The 21810-nt window shown below is 73.2% G+C and carries 21 protein-coding genes and 1 pseudogene; 10 read left to right on the top strand and 12 right to left on the bottom strand.

The annotated features are described in order from the left end of the window. Window positions 1-42: 42 nt before the first annotated feature. The gene (locus R6Y94_RS34780) at window positions 43-915 is read right to left on the bottom strand and encodes an LLM class F420-dependent oxidoreductase (RefSeq protein WP_318400621.1); all 873 of its coding nucleotides are present in this window, start codon (window positions 913-915) and stop codon (window positions 43-45) included. A 339-nt stretch (window positions 916-1254) separates the two neighbouring features. On the opposite strand from R6Y94_RS34780, the gene R6Y94_RS34775 reads away from it, so the two are divergent. Then, complete coding sequence (locus tag R6Y94_RS34775; RefSeq protein WP_318400619.1) at window positions 1255-3132, top strand: amidase; 1878 nt, start codon at window positions 1255-1257, stop codon at window positions 3130-3132. Then, window positions 3129-3308, top strand: coding sequence for a hypothetical protein (locus tag R6Y94_RS34770; protein ID WP_318400617.1), 180 nt, complete (start codon window positions 3129-3131; stop codon window positions 3306-3308). Before R6Y94_RS34775 ends, R6Y94_RS34770 begins: the two co-directional genes overlap by 4 nt. A 64-nt stretch (window positions 3309-3372) precedes the next feature. On the opposite strand, the gene R6Y94_RS34765 is transcribed toward R6Y94_RS34770, so the two are convergent. Beyond that, on the bottom strand, window positions 3373-3705 hold the full coding sequence (locus tag R6Y94_RS34765) for a putative quinol monooxygenase (protein ID WP_318400615.1): 333 nt from the start codon (window positions 3703-3705) through the stop codon (window positions 3373-3375). A 207-nt stretch (window positions 3706-3912) separates the two neighbouring features. On the opposite strand from R6Y94_RS34765, the gene R6Y94_RS34760 reads away from it, so the two are divergent. After that, complete coding sequence (locus R6Y94_RS34760; protein WP_318400613.1) at window positions 3913-5130, top strand: GAF domain-containing SpoIIE family protein phosphatase; 1218 nt, start codon at window positions 3913-3915, stop codon at window positions 5128-5130. Window positions 5131-5238: 108 nt separating this feature from the next. Here the strand turns inward: R6Y94_RS34760 and R6Y94_RS34755 are convergent, their stop codons facing one another. Next, window positions 5239-6348 (bottom strand): FUSC family protein, encoded by a 1110-nt coding sequence (locus R6Y94_RS34755; protein ID WP_318400611.1) that lies wholly within the window; start codon window positions 6346-6348, stop codon window positions 5239-5241. Window positions 6349-6459: 111 nt separating this feature from the next. On the opposite strand from R6Y94_RS34755, the gene R6Y94_RS34750 reads away from it, so the two are divergent. Continuing rightward, the gene (locus R6Y94_RS34750; protein WP_318400609.1) at window positions 6460-7002 is read left to right on the top strand and encodes an NUDIX domain-containing protein; all 543 of its coding nucleotides are present in this window, start codon (window positions 6460-6462) and stop codon (window positions 7000-7002) included. 272 nt (window positions 7003-7274) lie between these two features. Here the strand turns inward: R6Y94_RS34750 and R6Y94_RS34745 are convergent, their stop codons facing one another. The 5 genes from R6Y94_RS34745 to R6Y94_RS34725 form a co-directional block, all read right to left on the bottom strand. After that, window positions 7275-7463, bottom strand: a complete 189-nt coding sequence (locus R6Y94_RS34745) for a hypothetical protein (RefSeq protein ID WP_318400607.1) — start codon at window positions 7461-7463, stop codon at window positions 7275-7277. Window positions 7464-8151: 688 nt separating this feature from the next. Beyond that, the gene (locus R6Y94_RS34740; protein WP_318400605.1) at window positions 8152-8997 is read right to left on the bottom strand and encodes a helix-turn-helix transcriptional regulator; all 846 of its coding nucleotides are present in this window, start codon (window positions 8995-8997) and stop codon (window positions 8152-8154) included. Beyond that, entirely contained in the window at window positions 8994-9515 is a 522-nt protein-coding gene (locus tag R6Y94_RS34735) for a DUF6879 family protein (RefSeq protein ID WP_318400603.1), read from the bottom strand. The genes R6Y94_RS34740 and R6Y94_RS34735 overlap by 4 nt, the downstream gene beginning before the upstream one ends. Then, window positions 9512-9883, bottom strand: a complete 372-nt coding sequence (locus tag R6Y94_RS34730; RefSeq protein ID WP_318400601.1) for a hypothetical protein — start codon at window positions 9881-9883, stop codon at window positions 9512-9514. Before R6Y94_RS34730 ends, R6Y94_RS34735 begins: the two co-directional genes overlap by 4 nt. A gap of 185 nt (window positions 9884-10068) precedes the next feature. Continuing rightward, window positions 10069-10659 (bottom strand): TetR/AcrR family transcriptional regulator, encoded by a 591-nt coding sequence (locus tag R6Y94_RS34725; protein ID WP_318400599.1) that lies wholly within the window; start codon window positions 10657-10659, stop codon window positions 10069-10071. 56 nt (window positions 10660-10715) lie between these two features. On the opposite strand from R6Y94_RS34725, the gene R6Y94_RS34720 reads away from it, so the two are divergent. The 4 genes from R6Y94_RS34720 to R6Y94_RS34705 all read left to right on the top strand — a co-directional run bounded on the left by R6Y94_RS34720 (window position 10716) and on the right by R6Y94_RS34705 (window position 16146). Beyond that, entirely contained in the window at window positions 10716-11837 is a 1122-nt protein-coding gene (locus R6Y94_RS34720) for an FAD-dependent oxidoreductase (RefSeq protein ID WP_318400597.1), read from the top strand. Between the two features lie 132 nt (window positions 11838-11969). Beyond that, window positions 11970-13385, top strand: coding sequence for a hypothetical protein (locus R6Y94_RS34715; protein WP_318400595.1), 1416 nt, complete (start codon window positions 11970-11972; stop codon window positions 13383-13385). Between the two features lie 302 nt (window positions 13386-13687). Then, a complete protein-coding gene (locus R6Y94_RS34710; RefSeq protein WP_318400827.1) occupies window positions 13688-14905 on the top strand; it encodes an AAA family ATPase in 1218 nt (405 codons plus the stop codon). Then, complete coding sequence (locus R6Y94_RS34705) at window positions 14902-16146, top strand: DUF2201 family putative metallopeptidase (protein WP_318400594.1); 1245 nt, start codon at window positions 14902-14904, stop codon at window positions 16144-16146. Before R6Y94_RS34710 ends, R6Y94_RS34705 begins: the two co-directional genes overlap by 4 nt. A 156-nt stretch (window positions 16147-16302) precedes the next feature. Here R6Y94_RS34705 and R6Y94_RS34700 read toward each other — a convergent pair whose 3' ends face one another. From R6Y94_RS34700 to R6Y94_RS34685, 4 genes are read right to left on the bottom strand one after another with little or no spacing between them, the layout of a single operon-like run. Beyond that, window positions 16303-17286 carry a nitroreductase gene (locus tag R6Y94_RS34700; RefSeq protein ID WP_318400592.1) on the bottom strand — a complete coding sequence of 328 codons (984 nt, stop codon included), beginning with the start codon at window positions 17284-17286 and terminating at the stop codon, window positions 16303-16305. Beyond that, window positions 17287-18372: a hypothetical protein gene (locus R6Y94_RS34695; protein ID WP_318400590.1), complete on the bottom strand. Its 1086-nt coding sequence runs from the start codon at window positions 18370-18372 to the stop codon at window positions 17287-17289. Further along, window positions 18369-18809 (bottom strand): DUF4188 domain-containing protein, encoded by a 441-nt coding sequence (locus tag R6Y94_RS34690; RefSeq protein WP_318400588.1) that lies wholly within the window; start codon window positions 18807-18809, stop codon window positions 18369-18371. The genes R6Y94_RS34695 and R6Y94_RS34690 overlap by 4 nt, the downstream gene beginning before the upstream one ends. Before the next feature lie 3 nt (window positions 18810-18812). Continuing rightward, window positions 18813-20402 carry a phenylacetate--CoA ligase family protein gene (locus tag R6Y94_RS34685; protein WP_318400586.1) on the bottom strand — a complete coding sequence of 530 codons (1590 nt, stop codon included), beginning with the start codon at window positions 20400-20402 and terminating at the stop codon, window positions 18813-18815. Window positions 20403-20531: 129 nt separating this feature from the next. On the opposite strand from R6Y94_RS34685, the gene R6Y94_RS34680 reads away from it, so the two are divergent. Both R6Y94_RS34680 and R6Y94_RS34675 read left to right on the top strand, forming a co-directional pair. Next, entirely contained in the window at window positions 20532-21179 is a 648-nt protein-coding gene (locus tag R6Y94_RS34680; protein ID WP_318400584.1) for a metal-dependent phosphohydrolase, read from the top strand. 18 nt (window positions 21180-21197) lie between these two features. Next, a pseudogene (locus R6Y94_RS34675) lies at window positions 21198-21810 on the top strand (hypothetical protein); the annotation flags it as partial.

The raw sequence follows: 21810 nt of genomic DNA, 5'->3' as shown, positions 1-21810 counted from the left end.
CCCGCCGACCCGGCCGGTACCGGCCGGCCGGGTCGGCGGGGTTCAGAACTGGCGTACCACCGGAATGACGTCGGTGCCGATCCGTTCCAGTACGTCCAGCCGGGGCAGTTGCGGCACCGCGCCGATCGCCACGTCGAAGCCGAGGTCGTGCAGTCGGCGCAGCTCGTCGAGGAGTTGGCCGGTCTTCTCGCCGTTCTCCCCGATGTCCATGAACTGGTAGACGGTCTTGGTGATCTCGGCGTAGTCGCGGCCCTCCCGCTCGCAGTGCTCGCGCAGCACGGCCAGTTTGCGCTCCAGTTCCGGGGTGTTGAACAGGTTGCACGCCTGGGCGTATCTGGCGACCAGCCGCAGGGTCTTCTTCTCGCCACCACCGCCGATCATGATCGGCGGGTGGGGCCGGCTCAGCGGCTGCGGCGAGTTCAGCAGCCGCTCGGCGTGGATGTGCCGGCCGTGGAACGTCCCGTCGTCGTCGGACCACATCTGGAGCACGTAGCGGAGCGTCTCCTCGAGCAGTTCGAAGCGCTCGGCGATCGGCGGGAACGGGAAGCCGAGCCCCTTGGACTCCTCCTCGTTCCAGCCGGCGCCGATGCCGAGCATCGCCCGCCCGCCGGAGAGGACGTCCAGGGTCGTCACGATCTTGGCGAGCAGCCCCGGCGGCCGGTGGTGCACCCCGGTGATCAGGGTGAGCAGGGTGGCCCGCTCGGTGTGCGCGGCGAGAAAGCCCAGCGTGGTGTACGCCTCCAGCATCTCCGCCTCGGGCGGGCCGACGGTCTGGATCTGGAAGAAGTGGTCCATCAGGGCGAGATAGTCGAACCCGACCCGGTCCGCCGTACGGGCCACGGCGGCCAGGTCGGCGCCGAGCCCCGCCGGCCCGTTCGGCCAGGTCAGGTTGGGAATCTGTAGGCCAAGCCGCATAACGTCCGCTCGTCTCCTCTCGACATGCCCCAACGGACATATCCCTCCGCAACCCTAACCGCCCGGCCGCCGGGGCGGCCCGGTTCACGACCGGCCACGCCGAGAAGTCGCGGGCCGGGGACCAACCGTCCGCCGGGGCGGTTGCGGTCGAGGAGGTCGGTTCGGCCGAACCGCCGGCCGGGCATCGTCCATCCTGGTCGGCTTGCCGGTTAACCGCGTGGAAAGCGCTCGGGAACACGGTCGAGACGGCGCGCTGTGACGATCTTGGCCCACCGCCGTCCGGCGGCTGGCGGCACCCCACCTCCGGTGCCCACCGATTCTGTAGACCGGAGCCTTGCCATGCCTGACACGCACGACACCTCCCGGACCGCCCCCGTACCGGATGCCGGAGTACGACACCGGGTCAGCCGGCGCACCTTCCTCGGCGGCAGTGCCGCGGTGGCCGGCGCGACCGCGGTCACCCTGGTCGCGGCGGAACCGGCCGGCGCCACCCACGAGCCGGCCGGCACCGACCCGGTGCGCCGGCTCCTCGACGAGCTGCCGTCGGCCGGGCAGATCCCGCGGCGGACGCGGATCGTGGACTACGAGATCGCCGAGCTGATCGTCCTGCTCCGGGCCCGGCGACTCAGCGCGGTCGAGCTGACCCGGGCCTACCTTGAGCGGATCGACCGGCTCAACGGCCCCTTCGAGACGTACGGCGACAACGGGGGCTACAACGCGTTCGTCCGGATCGACCGGGCCGGAGCGCTGGCCCAGGCCGCCGCCGCCGACAAGCGACTGCGCAAGGGACCGTCCTGGGCGGTACCGCCGCTCTGCGGCATCCCGTTCGGCATCAAGGACTCGGTCGGGATCAGGGGCCTGGAGGCCAAGAACGGCACACACGCGTACAGCGGCAACCTGGCGTACCGGGACTCCACGGTGGTGGCCCGGCTCCGCGAGCAGGGCGCCGTGATCATCGGCCACACCGTCGCCTCGGCCTTCTCCGGCTCGATCGCCGGCACCTTCGCCGGCAACGCCTGGAACCCCCGGTTCGTCCCCGGCGGCTCCAGCCAGGGTTCCGGGGTGGCCACCGCCGCCCGGCTCGCGGCGGCCACCATCGGCGAGGAGACCGGCGGCTCGATCATGATGCCGGCCGCCGCGAACGGGGCCAGCGCGATCAAGCCGTCGCTCGGCCTGGTCTCGACCGCCGGGGTGATGCCGCTCTCCCCCGGCTACGACGTACTCGGGCCGATCGCCCGTTCGGTCCGGGACGCCTCGCTGGTGCTCACCGCCATCCTCGGCCCCGACCCCGCGCCCGACCCGCTGACGCTCGCCGCACCGCACCCGTTCCCGGCGCTGCCGGTCGCCGCCCGGCGGGGGCACCGGCCGCTGGCCGGGCTGACCATCGGGGTCCCGCAGACCGACTGGATGACCCGGGGCGGCACCGGCATCCCACCGGCGCAGACCTACGATCCCGACCACCGGGCCGCCTTCGAGCGGTTCAAGCGGGAACTGGTCGGGATGGGCGCCCGGGTGCAGGACTTCGCCGGCCTCGACGTCACCGTGCCGGAGAACGACCCGTACTTCCGGACGGCGGACCGGCTGCCGGTGCCGGCCGGCAACGCGGTGTCGCCGGCCACCGCCGTACTCAGCCCGAACCGGTACGAGATCCGCTACTGGCAGGCGGTGGCGGCGTTCGCCGAGTCGCACCCGGGCAACGCCGAGGCGCTGCGGCGGCAGTTCGGTGACCTGGCCGCTGCCGCCGCCACCGCCGGTGCCATCCCGGCGGCGGTACGCGACGAGGGCGAGCGGCGGCGGCGTACCCTCCAGGCCAACTACCAGCGGGCGCTGGACGACGCCGGGGTCGACTTCATGCTGGTGCTGCCGATCGGCGGCACGATCGGCCCCCGGTTCGGCGGTACGCAGTTGCCGAACTACCGCACCTTCTACCAGCTTCCGAACGCGCTGACCTGGCCGATGGTGTCGTTCCCGATCGGTTACGACTCGACCGAGGGGCTGCCGATCAACGCCGCCTTCTGGGGACCGCGGTTCTCCGAGCCGACCCTGGTCGCGGCGGCCGTCGACTACCAGGACCGCCATCCGGAACACCACCGGGCGGCTCCGGCCGATCCGGTCTTCGATCCGGCGGCCCGGCGCGCGCCGCAGGTGGCGGCCGACGAGGTGGTGCCGCCGGAGCTCTCCAACGATCCGCTGGTGGCCGAGGAGGCGTGGCGATGACCGGAGCGTTCCTGACGGTGCAGTGGGGACCGCTGCTCAGCGCGGGCTTCCCGCTGCGCGAGCCGGACGACGAGCCGGCGCCGGTACTCACCGTCGAGTGGGGGGCCAAGCTCGGCACCAGCTACTACGGCTACGGCCGGGACCTGGTCGAGGAGGAGAGCGGGTCGCACGGCTGACCGCCGCGCCACCCCGGCCCGGGCCGGGGTGGCGCCGGTCGCGCCGTCCCGCCCGGCAGGAGGTTCAGCTCCGCTCGGGTACGGTCATCTCGCCGAGGATCGACCAGCCGTCCTGCGGGATCGTGGTGTTGACGATCTTCGGCGTCTCGGCGAGGTGCGGCGGCAGGGTGGCCTGCGCCTGCCGGAAGTGCTCCGACCGCACGTGCGCGGCACCCGCGTCACCGTCCCGGAACGCCTCGACCAGGACGTACTCGGTCGGGTCGTCGACGCTGCGCGACCACTCGAACCACAGGCAGCCGGGTTCGGCACGGGTCGCCCGGGTGAAGTCGCCGGCGATCTCGGGCCACCTGTCGGCGTACTCCGGCAGCACTCGGAACTTCGCGGTGATAAAGATCATTGGATCTCCTCGTACGGCTGGTCGGGCACCCGCGACCGGAGTCGCGCCCGCAGATCCTAGTGCCCCGGTATCCGTGCCCGCCCGCTCGCCGCCGATCGCGGCCTTTCTCCGGTTATGGCCGCCATTTGACTGTCCTGCGCCAGACCCGCGCCGAACCGCCCGTCGACCAGGGTCCCGCCGGACACGGCAGGGGCTAGGCTTTCCCGCGTGATCGAGGCGGACGACTCCGGAGCCGACGAACGGCTGCGCCGGATCGAGGCGGTGACCGACTCCGCGCTGTCCCGGCTCGACGTGGAGGACCTGCTCGACGAACTGCTCGCCCGGGTCTGTGAGCTGCTCGGGGTCGACACGGCCGCGATCCTGCTGCTCGACCAGCACGCCCAGCAGCTCGTGGCCGCCGCCACGAAGGGGCTGGAGGAGGAGGTCCCGCCGGGTTTCCGGGTCTCGGTCGGCCGGGGGTTCGCCGGCCGGATCGCCCAGGAGAAACGGCCGGTGGCGCTCGAACGGGTCACTCCGGCCGAGGTGGTCAACCCGATCCTGCCCGACAAGGGCATCCGGTCGATGCTCGGCGTACCCATGTTCGCCGGCTCCGAACTGGTCGGCGTGCTGCACGTCGGCACCCTCGCCCGGCGTCGGTTCGGCGCCGACGACATCCGGCTGCTGCAACTCGTCGCCGACCGCGCGAGCCTGGCCAGCCAGGCCCGACTGGGCAGCATCGACCGGACCGCCGCACTCGCCCTGCAACGCAGCCTGCTGCCGACCCGGCTACCGGAGGCGCCCGGCGTAGACATGGCCGCCCGCTATGTGCCCGGCCACCACACCGGGGTCGGCGGCGACTGGTACGACGTCTTCACCCTCCCCTCCGGCTGGCTCGGCATCGTGGTCGGCGACGTCTCCGGGCACGGGCTACCCGCAGCGGTGGTGATGGGGCGGCTACGCAGCGCGCTGCGCGCCTACGCCCTGGAGTGCGACGATCCCGCCGACGCGCTGACCCGGCTCGACCGCAAGATCCAGCACTTCGAGGCGGGCAAGCTGGCCACGGTGCTCTACGCGCTGGTCAGCCCCGATCGGACTCGCCTGCGCGTCTCGCTCGCCGGACACCTGCCGCCGATGCTGGCCCGGACCGGCCAGCCGGCGGACACCCTGTCGCTCCCCGTCGACCTGCCGCTCGGCACCGGGCGCCCGAAGCCCCGCCGCAGCACCGCCGTCGACTTCCCGCCGGGCGCCCTGCTGGTCTGCTACACGGACGGGCTCGTCGAACGTCGGGGCGAACTCATCGACATCGGGTTGGAGCGGCTACGCGCGGCGGTCCGACCCGGACCGGCCGAGGTGGCCTGCGCGATCGTCATGACCGCGCTCGGCGTCGAACAGCCCGTCGATGACGTGGCACTGCTGGCGCTGCGCCGCCACCCGCCCGCCGGATAGCCGTTCCGCACTCAGCGGCGGCAAGCCGTCCTGTTCACAGCGGCGGCAAGCCGTCCTGTTCACAGCGGCGGCAACCCGTTCCGTTCCAGCGGCGGCGAGCCGGTCTGTTCAGAGCGGCGGCAGCCCGAGGGCCTCGTCGACCCGGCCCAGCACCGCGACGTCGTCCGCGCCCACGCCGCGGAGCAGATCGATCGCGGTCGCCCGGATCTGACCCACGATCATGATGATCGGCAGCGGCGGATTCCGGGTGAGCAGCCGCCCGGCGGTGCGGACCGCGTCCAGGGCGGCGGCATCGGTCTGCTCGGCGTACCGGTCGGCCGCCTCGTCCTGCCCGCTCAGGTCGGCGGCGAGCGCCTCGCCGGCACAGCGCATCGCCTCGGCGAGCGACCGCAGCGCCTCGCCCAACTCCGTCGGGCTGGCCACCGGCAGCCGGGTCAGCGCCACCCCCGCCCGGGCCAGCACCCGCAGGTTGCGTACGGCGTAGTCGACCTGCCGGCTCGACGCGGTGAGCGCGTGTACCCGGCCGATGTGCCGGCGCCGCCGTACGTGCAGCCGCAGCGCCTCCCCGGCGGCAAGTACCGCCGTCTGAAGCCGGTCCACCGCGGCGTCCAGCCGGCGGGCCCGGTCGAGCGCGGCGAGCGCCGCAGGCTCGTCGCGGCGATCGAGCGCCTCGCTGATCTCGGTGAGCAGCTCCGCCAGCGCGGCGAAGGTCTGGCGCGACTCGGCCAGCAGCGGGGCGAGCGGCTGCCGGGCGCTGGCCAACTGGCTCGCGGCCAGTGCCACCACCCCGCCGATCAGCGCGTCGACGAACCGGAACGGCACCAGCGCGTCTGTCGACGGCGGCACCGTCACCAGATAGAGGGCGGAGACCGTAGCCTGCACCACGGTGACGTTGCTGGCACCGATCGCCGTGGCGAGCCCGACGGTCAGCAGCACGACGGTGAGTACCGTCCAGGTGGTCCGGCCGAGCGCCTGCACCACGAGGTCGGCGACGAGTACCCCGGCGGCGACCCCGAGCACCACCTCCACGGCCCGGCGCATCCGCTGGCCCCGGGCCTGGCCCAGCACGATCAGCGCCGCCGCCGGGGCGAAGAACGGCTGCGGGTGGCCGAGCACCGCCGCCGCGATCGCCCAGGAGACGGTGGCGGCCAGCGTCGCCTCGACCACCGGCAGCCAGCCCTGGCGCAGCCGGTCGGCGACGGACCGGAGCCTTCCCACCGGAGAAACACCTCGTCCCTTGCGGTCGTTGCCCGCACGATATCCGCTGCCCGGCCCCTCCGCCGCTGGCGCCCGTCGTCGCCGACCGCCTCGGCCGGTAGCCTGCTCGCCGTGACCGGTGTCCTGCACTCGCACTGCTCGTACTGCGGCACCGCCTATTCGGCGCCTGCCTGGCCCCGGGTCTGCGCCCGCTGCGGCCAGACCACCTGGCGCAACCCGTCACCGGTGGCACTGGCGATCCTGCCGGTGCTGACCGCCGACGGCATCGGCGTGGTGGTGCAGCGCCGCGACATCGAGCCGGGCCGGGGGCTGCTGGCGCTGCCGGGCGGGTTCATCGACCACGGCGAGGACTGGCGCGACGCGCTGGTCCGGGAACTCCGCGAGGAGACCGGCCTGGTCGCCGACGCCGGGACCGCGAGCCTGTACGCGGTGCACAGCGTGCCGGCGGGTGACACGATCCTGATCTTCGGCGTACTGCCGGCGCGGCCGGTCGAGTCGCTGCCCGCCTCGGCACCGACCGAGGAGGCCACCGAGTGGCTGGTGCTCACCGAGCCGGCGGAGCTGGCCTTCGCCACCCACACCCAGGTACTCGCCGAGTTCCTGGCCGCCAACCGGCCATCCGGATCGACAGTCCCGCCCCCGCCCGGCGGGTGATCTGGCCGTTCGTCGGCGGGTTCAGCCGTCGCCCAGCGCGGCCCGGACGATCGCGCCGGCCAACTCCCGGGTCAGCTCCGGGGTGATCTCGGCCGCCGCACTGCGAAGGGCCTCGGGGGAAGATGACGCGCCCGCCGTGGGTGGCCGTCCCGACAGAGGCGTTCGGTCGTGACGGCCACCCACTGGCGCGCCCAAGGATCACCAGGGGAACCTCCGGACGCGCGGGTCTGGGGTCCGTCCGCCGTCGCCGAAGAAACGCCCGCCGACGGGGGTCAGTTGCGCCAGACAAAGGTCAGGTCGTCGGTGTTGGCTCCGACGATGACCCTGGTGAGCAGCATTTCGAGCACCGACTTCTGGTAGGCGGGTTGGATGGCGTTAATGGCGGCGCGGTGCGGCAGCCCATCGCGCATTTGTAGGTGCGTCGTCTCCGGTCGCCGGCCGCCCGGGTCGCTGTCATCCACACGTTGCAGGGTCCGCACCAGAGTAGTTCGCGGAGCAGGTACGGATCACTGCTGGCCACCATGCCCGACGGCGGCCGGGGCGGGTCGCCGGTCACCGGCCGGGTCCGCTGTTCGCTGGTGTCGGCGGGTGGAGTGCCTGACCCCTGGTCGCACCCCACCGCCCTTCTCCGGACGTAGAGGCCGCAGCGGACATCGTGTCAATGTCTGCTGTCATGGGTGGCCTCTGCCCTCTTCGCGCGGTCGAGGTCGTCCCAGCCCGATCCTGCGCGGTCTGGACCTGCGGCTCGGGCCGCAGTCGCGGCACGGTGTCTGCGGGAGTCACTGTCATCGGGTCGACTCCGGCGGCCCGGATGACCGCGACGGCGTTGGAGCGAGATTGGCAGCCTGGCCAGCCACACCCACACACGAAGCCGGGCACCGCGTCGCCGGGCGGTGGCGGGAACTCGACGTCGCTGGGTCCTGCGGGCAACGGCCTCGGATCGGGGCTGACGAGCCTGATCGCCGATCGGCGCCTGTGGGCTGCCCCAGGCTCGTTTCCTACATCGACCATGAGATGCCCCCAGGGGTGCGATTCTCGGATGAGGTCATGTGCGGCACGGACGGTGATAGGACGATCACCGCGCTGATGCACACCGGCGACGGTAGGAGGCGAGCCGGGTTGGAGGGGAGGATGTTGCACGATGTTGCTTCAACTCGTGGCGTGGAACTCCCGGAGCGCCGTCGTGATCAAGCTGCGGGCGTCGCGTCCGTAGACCGCAGAGGACGCGAATCTCTCGAACGCCTTCGCGTAGACCGCGATTTCGCGTGGCTGAGTGAGCTTGATTTCTGCCGATATGGTCTCGACCAGCACAGCGCTGTTGTCGAGGATCCAGAAGTTGTTAATTGGCAGGAACAGGTGGGTAGCGCGCGTCGGAATGATGCCCAGGTGAACGCGCGGCAGCGTCGACGCGGCGAGCAGGCGGTCGAGTTGGCCGACCAAGACCTCTGTCGGGGCCACCCCCAGCGTCAGCGCCGACTCGCAGATGACCATGTGAAAGCGGCGGTCGCCTCGGTAGAGAATCTGTTGTCGCTCTAGCCGCGCCTCAACGCCGGCGTCGACGTCGGGAGGGAGTCCGTGGAATTCGACGAAGCTGGACAGTACGGCTGCGGCGTACTCCGCAGTCTGTAGAAGGCCGGGGACGAACATCGGCTCGAAGACACGAAAGAGCGTCGTCTCGGCCTCGAAGCGAACGCTCTCCTTCTGACGGCGCTTGGTGCCGGATCGGAGTTGGCGACGCCACTCGACGATCAGCGTATCGATGGAGCGGACAGCGGCTACCAGGTCGGGTAACTGGTCGGGGGCGTTGCAGAGCCGGCACCAAGTAGTCACGTCGGCTTCGGAAGCGTTGATGACCCCATGCTCCAGCTTGGAAACCTTTGTGTAGTGCCATCCGGCAGCGGCGGCAAGCGCTCTGCCCGTCAGGCCAGCGTCGGCCCGGATATCCCTGAGCCTCACACCCAGGGCCTCGCGGGCCTGACGGGCAAGCGTGCTCACCGCGAAGCGAGGCGGTACTGGGCGTACGGGGTCGCCTGTGGCCAAAGCTGGTCGCGTACGGCACGGTAGGTCGCCAGCAGTTCCGGATCGTTGGCATCCGCGTAGCCGGCGCCCCGCCCGTCAGGCTGGAAGAGGCTGAGCAGGAGTTTGTCGTCGTCGAACAGCCAGCAGTCCTCGGCGGGCAGGCTTGTCCCGGTTGCAGCCTGCCGAGGGAGGTACCGGATCTCCTCCCCGGCGGTGATGTTCGCCGGGTCCATCTCGAGTGCCCAGCGCATGTAGTCGGACAGCGGCTCTGTCACAATCCTCAGTCGTTGGATCTGCGTGCCGTTGTCCGCGACTCCGTGCACGAAGGACAACCAGCCCTCTCGCCACGCGTAGTCGTCGGGAATGCCCTGGAGCCACTTCGCGAAGGGCTCGTCCTCCTCGACGACACGATAGGTGTCGCGCAGTTCCAGGTGCCAGGCGCGCGTGGCGAGCTGAAACAGCGACTCGAACTCGGCCCCGGTGATCGGCCTCATTCCGTCACCAGGCTCCGCATCTTCGGGGCGGACACCTCGACGCAGGTTTCGTGCGCAGGAATGTCCATCTGGAGGAGTGCCGTGCCGTCGACGACCCGAGTGCCCTGGATGGTGTAGTTGCCACTCGCGGTGACGCGCACGATCGGTGCCACCACGTGGGTCACTCTCCCGTCGAGACCGTTCTTTGCGAGGTGCCCCATCAGGGTCGACGGCACTTCAACGACGGTCGTGTCTTGCGTTTCTTCACCTGCGAGGAGTTCGGCATCCGCCACCCGCCACCCCTGGACCACGTAGCTGTCGCGGTCGGTCGCATACAGCGTCGGGGACTGTCCGCCTGTCGACTCCTTGCCCAGGAGCGTTAGCCGCATCCCTCTGCCTCTCACCGATAGTTGCACGTTGTTGCCCGGACTCCGATCGTCGACCGGCGAGGGTGCAACGTCAAGCGGGTCGATGTCCCCTGTTGTCGTACGCCGCGACATCGAGCCGGGCTGGGGGGCTGGCGCTGCCGGACCGGACCCCGCCCGGCCGCTGATTCGGCTGCTCGTCGGCGGGTTCAGCCGCCGCCCAGCGCGGCCCGGACGATCGCGCCGGCCAACTCCCGGGTCAGCTCGGGGGTGACCTCGCCTGGCACGCTGCTGACCAGGGTGAAGAGCGCGCCGCCGTAGAGCGCGACGAGCGTCGGCACCGCCTCCGGTGGAATCCGCAGGTCGAGGTCGGTGTGGTGCCCGGTGGTGAACGCGACCGAGCGCTGGAGCAGCCCGCGCAACGCGTCGGCGAGTACCGGCCGGCGCAGGCTCTCCAGCCGGAGTTCGAAGATCGCCAGGTAGCGGTCCCGGTGATCGGTGGCGGCGGTGAACAGCGACCCGGCGATCAGGTCCACCGCCCGGTCGCGGGTGCCCGCCGAGGACGGCCGGTACGCCGCCCCGGCCGCGTCCATGTCGGCGTAGTGCAGCTCGCCGACCCGGTCCGCCGCCGCGACCAGCAGCGCCTCCCGGCTGCGGAAGTAGTTGGCGGCGGTGCCGGTGGGCAGGCCGGCCCGTTTCTCGACCGCGCGGTGGGTGACCCCGTGCACCCCGGTCTCGGCGAGCAGCGCGATGGCGGCGTCGGCGAGTTCGGCCCGGCGCCGTTGGTTGGGTGGTGGCACGTCCCGATGGTATGCCAACATGCGTAGTACAACGATCGTAGTGAACGGGGCGTGTCATGGACGTGGTCATCGTCGGCGCCGGCATCGGCGGGCTGGCCCTGGCGAACGGCCTGCTGGCCGACGGGCACCGGGTCCGGGTGCTCGAACGGGCGCCGGGGCCGCGTACCGACGGCGCGGCGGTGACCGTCTTCGGCAACGGTGCGGCGGCAGCGGCCGACCTCGGGGTACCCCTGGACGGGCTCGGTGGCGACGTCGAGACGCTGGAGTTCTGCACCCCGGACGGGCGGCCCTTCGCCCGGGCGGACCTGCGGGTGACCCGCCGTGGCACCGGCTTCGGGGTGGCCACCGTGCCGCGCGCCGCGATCCTCGAACGGTTCACCGGGGCACTGCCGCCGGGCACCGTCCGGTACGGCCGCGCGGTGACCGACCTGCGGGTGGGACCCGACGGCGTGACCGTCGCCGGGGAGCCCGCGGATGTACTGGTCGGCGCCGACGGCTACCGGTCGGTGGTACGCCGGGCCGTGCTCGACGAGGCACCGGCGACCCGGAACGGCTGGGTGAGCTGGCAGGGGCTGACCAGGGCACTGCCCGAGTTGGCCGGTGACGTGCACGCCCGCTGCCTGGTCGGTTCCGCCGGACTCTGCGGGCTGATGCCGGCCGGCGACGGTCTGCTCCAGTGGTGGTTCGACGTACCGGAGCCGGCACCGGACGACCGGCCCGTCGTCGAGTGGCTGCGGATCCGGTTCGCCTCGTACGCCGAGCCGGTCGGCGAGTTGCTGGCCGGACTCGGCGAGTCGGACGTGCAGGCGTACCCGCACGTGCTGCACCGGGTGCCCGCACGCTGGGGAACCGGGCCGGTGACCCTGCTCGGCGACGCGGCGCACGCGTTCCCGCCGTCCCAGGCCCAGGGCGCCAACCAGGCCCTGGAGGACGCCTGGCTGCTCCGCCGCGCACTGGGTACGCCGGGCGACCCGACCGCCGCCCTGCGCCGGTACGAGCGGATCCGCAGCCGCCGGGTACGCCGGATCTCCCGGCTGGCGGCGAGCGAGGTCACCAACCAGCCGCCCGGAGCGCTGACCCGGCTCGCCGGCCGGCTGCTGAGCCCCGCCCTGACCGGAAGGCTGCACCTGGCGACGATCCGGCGGTGCAGCAGTGTCCTCAACGACGACCGCCCCTGACCCGCCGCCTCCACCCGACCGAGCACCGACCCGGCCGCCCCCTGGCCCGCCGATGCCGGAGGCGGTATTCTGCTCGGCGATGAAAACCTCTCTCCGCAGATTGGGGGTCCAGTCCACGCAAGGTGAGTGCTGATGCACCCATCGACTGTGGACAGAGACTCCCGGCTCTCCTTCTGGCAGCGCGTGCGCGAGTTCGCCGTGCCGCCCCCCATGATCGAGTTGGCTACCGCCCGCCGCGCGCTCGGCGACTGGGCCGGAGCCTGCGCCGCCGCACGCGTCGACGTGGATCTGCGACTGCGTTCCGTGGCGCGCACCTACGGCCGCGAACTGGTGGCCCAACTCCGGGCCGACCTCGGCCATCTCGCCCCTGACCTGCTGCGCTGGCACCTGCCCCGGGTGGCTCCGGACGGGTTGCTGCGCCCGGGCCTGACCATCTCGCTGGCCCGGTACCCCGGGACGGACGCCGGCAGCCCGCACCTGGTGGCCCGGACCCCGCCGGCCTGGGCGGACGCCGGACAGCGGATCAGCCTCGGACTGTGGGACCCGGCGCGGCCGGCCGAACCGGGCGGGCCACATCCGCATCCCCGCCCGGACCGGCGGTTCCGGCTCGACCTGCACCGCCACCTCTGGGACGTACGCCGGACCGGAGAGCTCCGGGCCAGGTCCGGTGCGGATCGGCAACCCGGCGCCGGCCGGCTCGACGCGGAACGGGACGTGCCGCACGGCTTCGACTGCGCGGTGCCGCACTGGGCCGCCGAGGCGGAGCTGCTGCTGCACGCGGACGGCAGCAGCGGCGCCACCGTCACCGTCCGACTCGGCTCCCGGCACCGGCTGCTGCTGGACCTGCTGCCGGATCCGGGCGGCGGCCCCGCCGGGTTACGGATCCGGACGGTGCCGGCGCAGAGCCACCCCGCCGGGCTACCGGTGCTGCCGGACGCGGCAACCTGGGTACCGCCCGACCTGGCGCTGCTCCGGGCCGGGCTGATCCGGCCCGACCAACTGCATCCGCTGGTCGCCTCGGCGCTCGCACCGGACCGCCCGGTCGCCGAGACCCCGGCGGCCCCGGTCGGCGACTCCGCGCCCCGGTACGTCGAGTGCCGTGGCGCCCGGCACCGGATCGGCCTGGTCGAGGGCACACTCGTCGCACTGGACCACGATCCCGCCGAGATCCGCCGCGAGGAGCTGCTGGCCGCGCTGACCGGCACGCCACTGCCCTGTCTCCAGGCAATCGACGGGGCACACCGTCAACCGGAGAACCTCGGCGACATCCGGGCCCGGCTGGACCACGGTGACACCGACGGAGCCGTCGCCGCCGTCGAGCGGCTGCTCGGAGCGGACGCGCTGCTCCGCGGTGGCGCGCTGCGGGACGAACTGGAGACGGCCGCGCTCCGCCGGGTCTCGCACGGGCTGTACCGGGCCGGGCTGGGCGGATCCGCGCCGCACCCGGCCAGCGGGCTCGGTGGGCGCCACCGTGACCTGTCCCGGCGGGCCGCCCGACTGTCGCGTACCTCCTCCCGGGCACGTCCGCGGCACGCGACCGCCCGCTGACCCGCGCGCCCCGCACTCCTCCCTGCCCGACCCCGCCGCCGACCGGCCCCTGCCGGCCCGACTCGACCTCAAGGTGATCTCACATGCGTATCTCGATGCCGTCCGCCTCCTCCGCCGTCGTCGCGCCCGCCTCCCCCGCCCGCTCCGCGTCCCCACCCCCCGCTCCGCCCGCTACCGTTGCGCGCCCTCCGGGCGCTCCCACTGCCGTCGCGGTTACTCCCACTGCCGCTCCGGCTGCCGATGCGAGTGCTTCGGCTGCCGCGCCGGGCGCTCCAGTTGCCGCTCCCGGTGTCCCGGCCGGACTGTCCCGGACCGGCCAGCTCGACGTGGCCCACGAGCTGCTCGCCCTGCTGGGCGACACCGCGACCGAGCCGCGACCCGACCCGCAACTGGAGGCGCTGACCCTGGCCGTGGCCGCCGACCTGCCGGTGCTGCTCTGGGGAGAGCCGGGAATCGGCAAGACGGCTGTGCTGAACCAACTCGCCTCCGCCCTCGACCTGCCGCTGACCACGGTGATCGCCAGCGTGCACGAGCCGTCCGACTTCGCCGGGCTGCCCGTGATCGGCGACGACCCGGCGGTACAGGGTGTGCCGATGGCCCCGCCGGACTGGGCCGTCCGCCTGGTGCGGGCCGGCCGGGGTCTGCTATTCCTGGACGAGCTCTCCACCGCGCCGCCGGCCGTGCAGGCCGCGCTGCTCCGCGTGGTGCTGGAACGGCGGGTCGGGGCGCTGCGGCTGCCGCCCGGAGTGCGGATCGTGGCCGCCGCCAACCCACGCTCCTCGGCCGCCGACGGCTGGGAGCTGAGCCCGCCGCTGGCCAACCGGTTCGTACATCTACAGTGGACGTACGACCACCAGGTCGTGGTCCGGGGGCTGGGCGGGACCTGGTCCACCGCCGTGCTGCCCCGACTCGACCCGGAGCGGTTGCCCGAGGCGGTGACGTTCGCCCGGCGCGCGGTGTGCGGGTTCCTGACCGCCCGCCCCGGGCTCGTGCACCGGCTGCCGGACAACGAGGCCCGCCGGGGCGGTCCGTGGCCGTCACCGCGCAGTTGGGACATGACGCTGCGGCTGGTCGCCTTCGCCACCGCGGCCGACACCTCCCGGGAGGTGCTGTCCATGCTGGTCAGGGGGACCGTCGGCGACGGCCCGGGGCTGGAGTTGCTGGCCAGTCTGGACCGGCTGGACCTGCCGGACCCCGAGTCGCTGCTGGCCGACCCGGCCCGGGCGGATCTGCCCGAGCGGGGCGACCTGCGGCAGGCCGTACTCGACGGGGTGGTCGAGGCGGTCCGGAAGCTCCCCGACCGGTCCCGCTGGGACGCGGCCTGGAAACTGCTGGTCCGGGCGCTGGAGACCGGCGCTCCGGATCTGGTGGTGGTACCCGCGACCACCCTCGCCGCGCTCCGCCAGCCCGACTGGGACCTGCCGGAGTCGATCGACCGGCTCGCCGGGGTGGTCTCGTTGACCCGGCGGGCGGACGGGGTGGCGACCCGGACCGCCGCCACCGCCGGGGCCGGCCGATGACCCGCCCGACCGGCACCCTCGACACCGAGAAGCTCTTCACCGCCCGGCTGCACGCGGCCCGGGTCCGGCCCTACCTGGCGACGGCGCTCTTCGCGCTGCACGCGGTGGAGTCGGGGCGGGTGCCGACGATGGCCGTGGACCGGCACTGGCGGTGTTACGTCTCGCCCGCGTTCGTGGACCGGACCCCGGTGGAGGAGTTGGCCGGGGTGTGGGTGCACGAGGTCTCGCACCTGCTGCGCGACCACCACGGCCGCGGCGACCGGGTCGCCGTGCGGCGCGGGCTGGTCGGGCCGGGAGAACGGCTGCGGATGAACATCGCGGCGGACTGCGAGATCAACGACGACGTGTACGGAGACGGGCTGGCCCGACCTGACGGCGCCGTCGATCCGGGGCGGTTGGGCCTGCACCCGGGCGAACTGATGGAGGACTACCTGCGGCAGTTCCGGCTCGGCCCGCACAGCCAGGACTTCGTCTGGCTGGACTGCGGCAGCGGTGCCGACGGGCTGGACCGGGAGTGGGAGCTGGGACCGGACGGCGCACACGGGCTCACCGCCGAAGAGCGGGACGCCGTCCGGTTCCGGGTCGCCCAGGGCATCGCCGCCCGGCCGGGTACCGCGCCGAAGGGGTGGCAGCGGTGGGCGGAGCAGGCGTTCCATCCACCGCAGCCGTGGCGGGACCTGCTCGGTGCGGCCATCCGCTCGGCGGCCAACGGCCCCGGCGCGGGCGACGACTACACGTACGGCCGGCCGGCGCGGCGCTCCGCCAGCCTGCCCGGGGTGATCCTGCCGAGCCTGCGCCGCAGGCCGCCCCGGGTCTCCGTGGTGATCGACACCTCCGGCTCGGTCAGCGACGCCGAGTTGGGCAGTGCGCTCCTGGAGGTCGCCGCGATCGGTCGCGCCGTGGGCGGCCGGCGTGACCTGGTCAGCGTGCTGCCGTGTGACGCGGCGGCCGGGACCGTGCACCGGCTGTGCCGGGCCGAGGGGATTCCGCTGCTCGGCGGCGGCGGGACGGACCTGCGGACCGGATTCGCGGCGGCGCTGCGGAGCCGGCCCGCTCCGGACGTCGTGGTGGTACTCACCGACGGCCAGACCCCGTGGCCGGTCACCCGGCCGGCGTGCCGGACGGTGGTGGGGCTGTTTCCCCGGCCGGCGGCAACCCGCTCCTGGAGCGAGCGCGATCCCGACTACGTACCGGACGCGCCGCCGGCCTGGGCCCGGGTGGTCGAGATCGGCTCCCGATAGGTCGGCTGCCCTTGATATTTCCGGAAGTTTTTCGGCAACTTGGCCGCAGCAGTTTGGCCACCGTCGCGGCCGGCGCCGCCCGCCAGGCCAGCCCGAGGGCGAGCACGGCAGGCCACGCCCCGTCCATGGCTCACCACCGTACCGACAGCCGGGCGGTCAGTGGCCGGCGTGCTCGGCGCCGTCGGTCCGGCGGGCCGAGCGCGGCGCCGTACCGGCCGGTCGGCCGACCCGGACCACGTGCAGCAGCCGTTCCGGCGGCAGGCCCAGTACCGGACCCAGGGCGTCGCGGGTCGCGGGCGCGTCGACGAGCTGGCTCAACGGATGCGCCGCCAGGCCGGCGGCGTGCAACGTCAGCCAGACCCGCATCAGCACCCGCCCGAACCCGACCAGGCGCGCGTCGTCCACTCCGGACGGTCCGACGAGGACCAGCACCGCGCCGCCGAGCGCGAGAGGGTTGCCGGCGGCCGCGGCGAGCAGCCGGGGCAATCCGAGCCGGCGCAGCACCGGGTACGCCGCCAGTGCCGCCCGCAGTCCGGCCGCCTCGGCCCGGGACAGTCCCAGGCAGCGGTCGGTGAGCCCGTCGGCGTGGTAGTCGGGGTGTCCCGGGGTGAGCCGCAGCCAGGACCGCAGCTCGGCGACGACCGCCGGGTCCGCATACAGGTGCCGGTCGGCGACCCGGAGCAGTCGGGCCAGCTGGTCGGCGTCCGGCACCACCCGTACCGCTCCGCCGGCCGCCCGCGCCACTTCGTGGACGGCCGCGACCGCGTCGGTTGGCGGACCCGCCGAGAACCGACCCCGATGGGTACGCCGCCCGCGCACCTCCGCCGCCCCGAACGGGGTGTCGTAACGGCTCCCGGACGCCCGCAGCCAGCCCACCCGACGGTCCTGGGCGCAGTGGTCCGGCACGAACCCGACCCGCAGTCCGGCGTCGGCCGCGACGATCAGGCAGGTCTCCACGAACGCGCCGAGCGACAGCCACAGGTCCCGGCCCGACGGGTCGGCCGCCGGCAGCGCGTCCGCCGGATCCCAGCCCACCCGGATCTCCGCGGCCCGGTGGTCGAGCCGCCACGGCTGGGTGTTGTGCGCGCTCGGCGCCCGCCAGCAGAGCGGCTCCAGTGCCCGGAACGCCGCGACGTCCACCTACAACGCCTTCTCGTAGAAGGTGTACCCGTGCAGCGGTCGACCACCCATCGCCCGGAACTGCGCGGCCGAGGCCGGGTTGTCCCGGCCGACGTACGTGCTGCGCAGCGTGCTGTACCCCCCGGCGTGCAGGTTCCGGTGCAGTTGCGCGGAGAGCATCCGCTGGTAGCCGCGCCCCTGGTGTTCCGGGAGCACGCCCTTGACGATCAGTACCGCCTCCCGCCGGTACCGCCGCCGGGTCGCCAGCAGCCGGAGCTGGTTGACCAGGTTGAGGTTGCCGCGCACCCGGATCACGAACTCGCTGATGTCCGGGATGCAGAGCACGAAGGCCACCGGCCGCTCGGCCCGGGTCAGATAGAGCAGCAAGGACTCGTCCAGCAGGTACGCCAGCCCGTCGGTCTGCTGGCGCAACTGCTCGGCCGAGATCTCGGTGTAGTAGCCGAGCTGGGCGAAGGAGCCGTTCAGCAGCCCGCGCAACATGTCGAGTTGCTCGTCCAGCCGCCGCAGGTCGCCCCGGTGCACCCGTAGCTGCGGATCCTCCGGCAGCGGGTCGGGGCCGGCCGGGGCGGGGGTCACCGGGCAGATCCAGGTGTCCGACTCGAACCGCCGGGCGAAGCCGTACGACTCGTAGGCGGTCACGTACCTCGGCGGGTTGTAGGCGCTGTCGACGAAGCCGCGGTCGACGTACCCGGAGGTGATGACCCCACCGGCCTCGTTGGGCAGCAACGCCACCGGCCCGAAGAGCACCTCCCGGTCACCGGCGGCCCGGCCGGCCGCGGCGATCGCCTCGAAGAGCGGTTCCGCCGCCGGCTCGGTGAACTCGGTCAGCCCGAAGAGCTGGCACCGCCGGCCGAGTTTGGCGTCGAGGCCGGCGTCGGTGTGCAGCGTGGTCCGGCCCACCGCCGCACCGGTGTCGGCGTCCCGGATCAGGTACATCGGCACGCCCTCGCGCCACCAGCGCCGGACCTGCGCGCGCATCGGCGGCACGAAGCGCGGCTCGTCCGCGTACACCCGGTCGGAGACGGCGAGGAAGTCCCGCAGCCCGCGCCGGTCGACGACGCGTTCCATCGTCGCCGCTCCGGTCACCGCCGCACCGCCGGTCCGGTCGTCTCGGCGCCCAGCGGGGTGAAGGTCGGGATGTGCGCCATCTCGGTGGACTCGGCCCGCCACGCCCCGTTGGAGTAGCCGTCCGGTTCGGCGGTGTAGAGCCGGATGTAGCCGGCGGTCGCGTTCCGGGTACCGTCGGTAACCCACATCATCAGCCTCCGGTGGTGCCGGGAGCGGGCGAACCGCAGCATCGCGTCCCGGTCGGCGAAGAACGCGATGGTGCCGAGGGTGAACGGAAACTCCCAGTAGACGGTGTGCCAGCGGTATCCGGACATCCGCCGGAGGTCGCGGACCATCCGGAGCCAGACCGGCCAGAGCCGCAGGATCGCCAGCGGGCTCCGGTAGCGGGTCGCGCCGATGAACATCGCGCCGGCCCGGGCCTGCGCCGGGGCCTGGGAGAAATCCCGGGTACGCACGCCTCAACCTCCCAGCAGGTAGACGTTCTTGATCTTCTGCTCTCCGGCGAACGGGCCGGTACCCGGCTCGTGCAGTTCGATCCGCAGCTCACCGGCGGTCGGGTCCTCGGTCAACGACTGCGCGAAGTCCCGGGAGACGGCGGCGAGGTGCCGGCGCACCCCGTCCCGGCAGGCCCCGGCGAGGGCGTCCCGGACCGGTCCGGCCAGCGGGCGGCGCAACTCCAGGTGCACCACCGGCCGGGTCTCCAGCCCCGCATCCTCGGCCAGCGCCAGCCGGAACCGGCTGATCTCGGCCGCGTACGGGTTGCCGGCGTAGAGGCCGTACTCGACGTCCTGTGGATAGAGGTTGGCGCCGAGGTAGGAGACCGTCGAGTCGCGCCGGCCGAAGAGCAACAGCACCGGCAGGGTCATCCGCTCGCCGGCCACCGCCGCCCGGCACTCGGCCCGGCGCGCCGGGTCGTCCCGGACCAGGTCGAGGATCCTCCGGTACGGGAGCAGCACCGCCTCGTCGCCGACGTTGTAGCGCAGCCGTGGCTGGAGCACGTCCAGGCTGGTCACCGTGCAGAGCAGTTCGCGCCGCTCGTTGGTCTCCAGATAGGTGGCCAGCGGGTTGTACTGGAACACCATCGGCAGCCGCTGTTCCCGCTCGCCGAGCAGCGCCGCCCGGAACCCGGGATCGGTCCACAGTCGACGCCGCAGCCAGACCGTGAACGCGGTCTCCGCGCCGATCCCGATCGTCAGGTCCGAGGCGCCGTACGCGGACCGCACCCGGGTGAACCGCTCTTCCAGATAGCTCCGCAACGCCTCGGTCATCCCCTCGCCACCGCAACTGGCCGAGATGCGGTAGCTCGCCCAGGCGAAGCCGTCGGCGTCGAGCCGGTCCCGCAGGTGCTTCAGGAACGGCGGGTACGCGGTCACCAGGTAGTCGAAGTCCGGGCCGAACTCGTGAAGGGTATCGATGATCTTGCCGAGGTCGGGGCCGGTGTTCTTCACCACCGCGATCCGGGCCATCGCGGCGCCGGTGGTGGTCCCGGTCGCCCAGGCGCCCATCGAGTAGGCGTTGATGACGAACGGCCGGCGCATCGGGAAGACCAGGCTGGTGTAGCCGGCGATGTCGTGGTGCACCGCGCGCAGTTCGCGCTCGCCGCGCGGCCAGTTGAACGGCCGGCCCGACGAGCCGGCCGACTCGTCCACCACCACGCCCCGGGCCGGTAGCCGGCCGCCCCAGCAGCGTCGGGCGGCGTCGTGCGGCACGACGTAGTTCTCCTTGTCGGTCTCCGGGAACTCGTCGAGCCGGCGGCGGACCCGTCCCTGCGCCGGCCGGGCCCGCAGGAAGGCCCGGTACGCCGGGACGTCCAGCGCGGCGAGCGCGCAGACCGCCCGCGCGTTCGCCGCCGCGATCCGGTCGAGGACCGGGTGGTGCCGGCCGGCCAGCCACCGCCAGCCGACCGGGTGCCGGAGGGCGAGCCGGAACACGGCTGTGCGGAGCCGCCCGGCGAGCGACAGGCGGGCCCGGCACCAGCGTTCGCGGAGGGTCAGACCTGGTGACATGAATGTGGACGGAGCGGGGTACCGACGCAACGTCTCGGTCATCACAGCAGTGTCGGCCGGCCCGGCCGGGCGTACCTGAGCATCCGTACCCAGTCCTGGCTGCCCGGCAGCGGTGGCGCCGTGGGCAGCGGGTGCTTGCCGTTGCCGGGTACAGCTTGCCAGACTCGGCGGGTGACCGGACTGCTGACCCGGTGGCGTACGGCGGCCGTGGCGGCCGGAGCGATCCGGGACGAGGCGACCACCACCGCCGCCGGTGCCGAGTTGCTCCAGCGCTGGCGCGAGCCGCACCGGCGCTACCACGACGTGCGGCACCTGGCGGCCGTACTCGCGGTGGTGGACGAGGCGGCCGGGCAGGCCGCCCGGCCCGACCTGGTCCGGCTGGCGGCCTGGTGCCACGACGCGGTCTACGACCCCCGGGCGGGCGGCGACGCCAACGAGCGGGCGAGCGCGGAACTCGCCGCCGGCCTGCTGACCGGGCTCGGCATACCGGCGGAGGCGGTGCACGAGGTGGTCCGGTTGGTGCTGCTCACCGCCGGGCACCGGGCCGCGCCGGAGGACCGGGACGGTACCCTGCTCTGCGACGCCGACCTGGCGATCCTGGCCTCCCCCGCCGCCGAGTACGACCGCTACGCCGCCGCGATCCGCGCCGAGTACGCGCACGTCCCCGATTCGTCGTTCCGGGCCGGTCGTGCGGCCGTACTGCGGAACCTGCTCGCCCTTCCGGCGCTCTACCACACACCGGAACTGGCCCGCCGGGGCGAACGGCCGGCCCGGGACAACCTGCGCCGCGAGTTGGCCGGGCTCGGCGTCCCCGACTGAACCTTCAGCCTCAACCGCATGGTGGAGGTCGGCGGGCCGGTGCTGGCCGCCGACCTCGGGCCGGGCGTGCTCGGCCCGGCCTTCCTGCTGCTGTTGGTGATCTTCCGCTCGCTGCTGGCCTGGTACGACGCTGATCGATGCGATTGGCGGCCCGGACTATCCTGGGTGCACCTTCCTCGAAGCCCGGTCGGGGTGCCGGTACGCCGAGCGAAGGTGCGGTACGCCGGGAGAAGGTGCGGGATGCGGGAGACCGGTCGGGGGGCACTGCTCCGGTTCGTCGCCGAACTGACGCGGCTCCGGCAACTCGCCGGTGCGCCGTCGTTGAACAACCTGGTCGCGGTCGCCGCCCGGTCGGGAAAGCCGCTCGCCCGGACCACACTCAGCGACAAGCTGAACGCCAAGTCGCTTCCGGACTGGGAGTTCGTCCTCGCGTACGTGCACGCCTGTCTGGGCTACGCCGAGCAGGTCGGTGCCCGGGTCCCGGCGGAGCTGACCGACCTGAGCCGGTGGGATGCCGCGCACTGGCGGCTGCTGCGAGCCGTGGACAGCACCCGGGCGGCCGACCGGCTCGGCGTCGCCGCGTACACCGAGATCGGCCGCCATACCGCCCGGGTCGACCCGTCGGGGGGGG

The sequence above is a fragment of the Plantactinospora sp. KLBMP9567 genome (assembly GCF_033446045.1).
In the GTDB taxonomy this organism is placed as follows: Bacteria; Actinomycetota; Actinomycetes; order Mycobacteriales; family Micromonosporaceae; genus Plantactinospora.
This window is presented reverse-complemented; position numbering and strand designations above follow the sequence as displayed.

Bases quoted from the DNA above. Each gene is read 5' to 3' on its own strand.
- R6Y94_RS34730 (WP_318400601.1), bottom strand. From the start codon at position 9,883: ATGCGGCTAACGCTCCTGGGCAAGGAGTCGACAGGCGGACAGTCCCCG.
- R6Y94_RS34765 (WP_318400615.1), bottom strand. From the start codon at position 3,705: ATGATCTTTATCACCGCGAAGTTCCGAGTGCTGCCGGAGTACGCCGAC.
- R6Y94_RS34685 (WP_318400586.1), bottom strand. From the start codon at position 20,402: ATGACCGAGACGTTGCGTCGGTACCCCGCTCCGTCCACATTCATGTCA.
- R6Y94_RS34720 (WP_318400597.1), top strand. From the start codon at position 10,716: ATGGACGTGGTCATCGTCGGCGCCGGCATCGGCGGGCTGGCCCTGGCG.
- R6Y94_RS34770 (WP_318400617.1), top strand. From the start codon at position 3,129: ATGACCGGAGCGTTCCTGACGGTGCAGTGGGGACCGCTGCTCAGCGCG.
- R6Y94_RS34775 (WP_318400619.1), top strand. From the start codon at position 1,255: ATGCCTGACACGCACGACACCTCCCGGACCGCCCCCGTACCGGATGCC.
- R6Y94_RS34735 (WP_318400603.1), bottom strand. From the start codon at position 9,515: ATGAGGCCGATCACCGGGGCCGAGTTCGAGTCGCTGTTTCAGCTCGCC.
- R6Y94_RS34780 (WP_318400621.1), bottom strand. From the start codon at position 915: ATGCGGCTTGGCCTACAGATTCCCAACCTGACCTGGCCGAACGGGCCG.
- R6Y94_RS34705 (WP_318400594.1), top strand. From the start codon at position 14,902: ATGACCCGCCCGACCGGCACCCTCGACACCGAGAAGCTCTTCACCGCC.
- R6Y94_RS34715 (WP_318400595.1), top strand. From the start codon at position 11,970: ATGCACCCATCGACTGTGGACAGAGACTCCCGGCTCTCCTTCTGGCAG.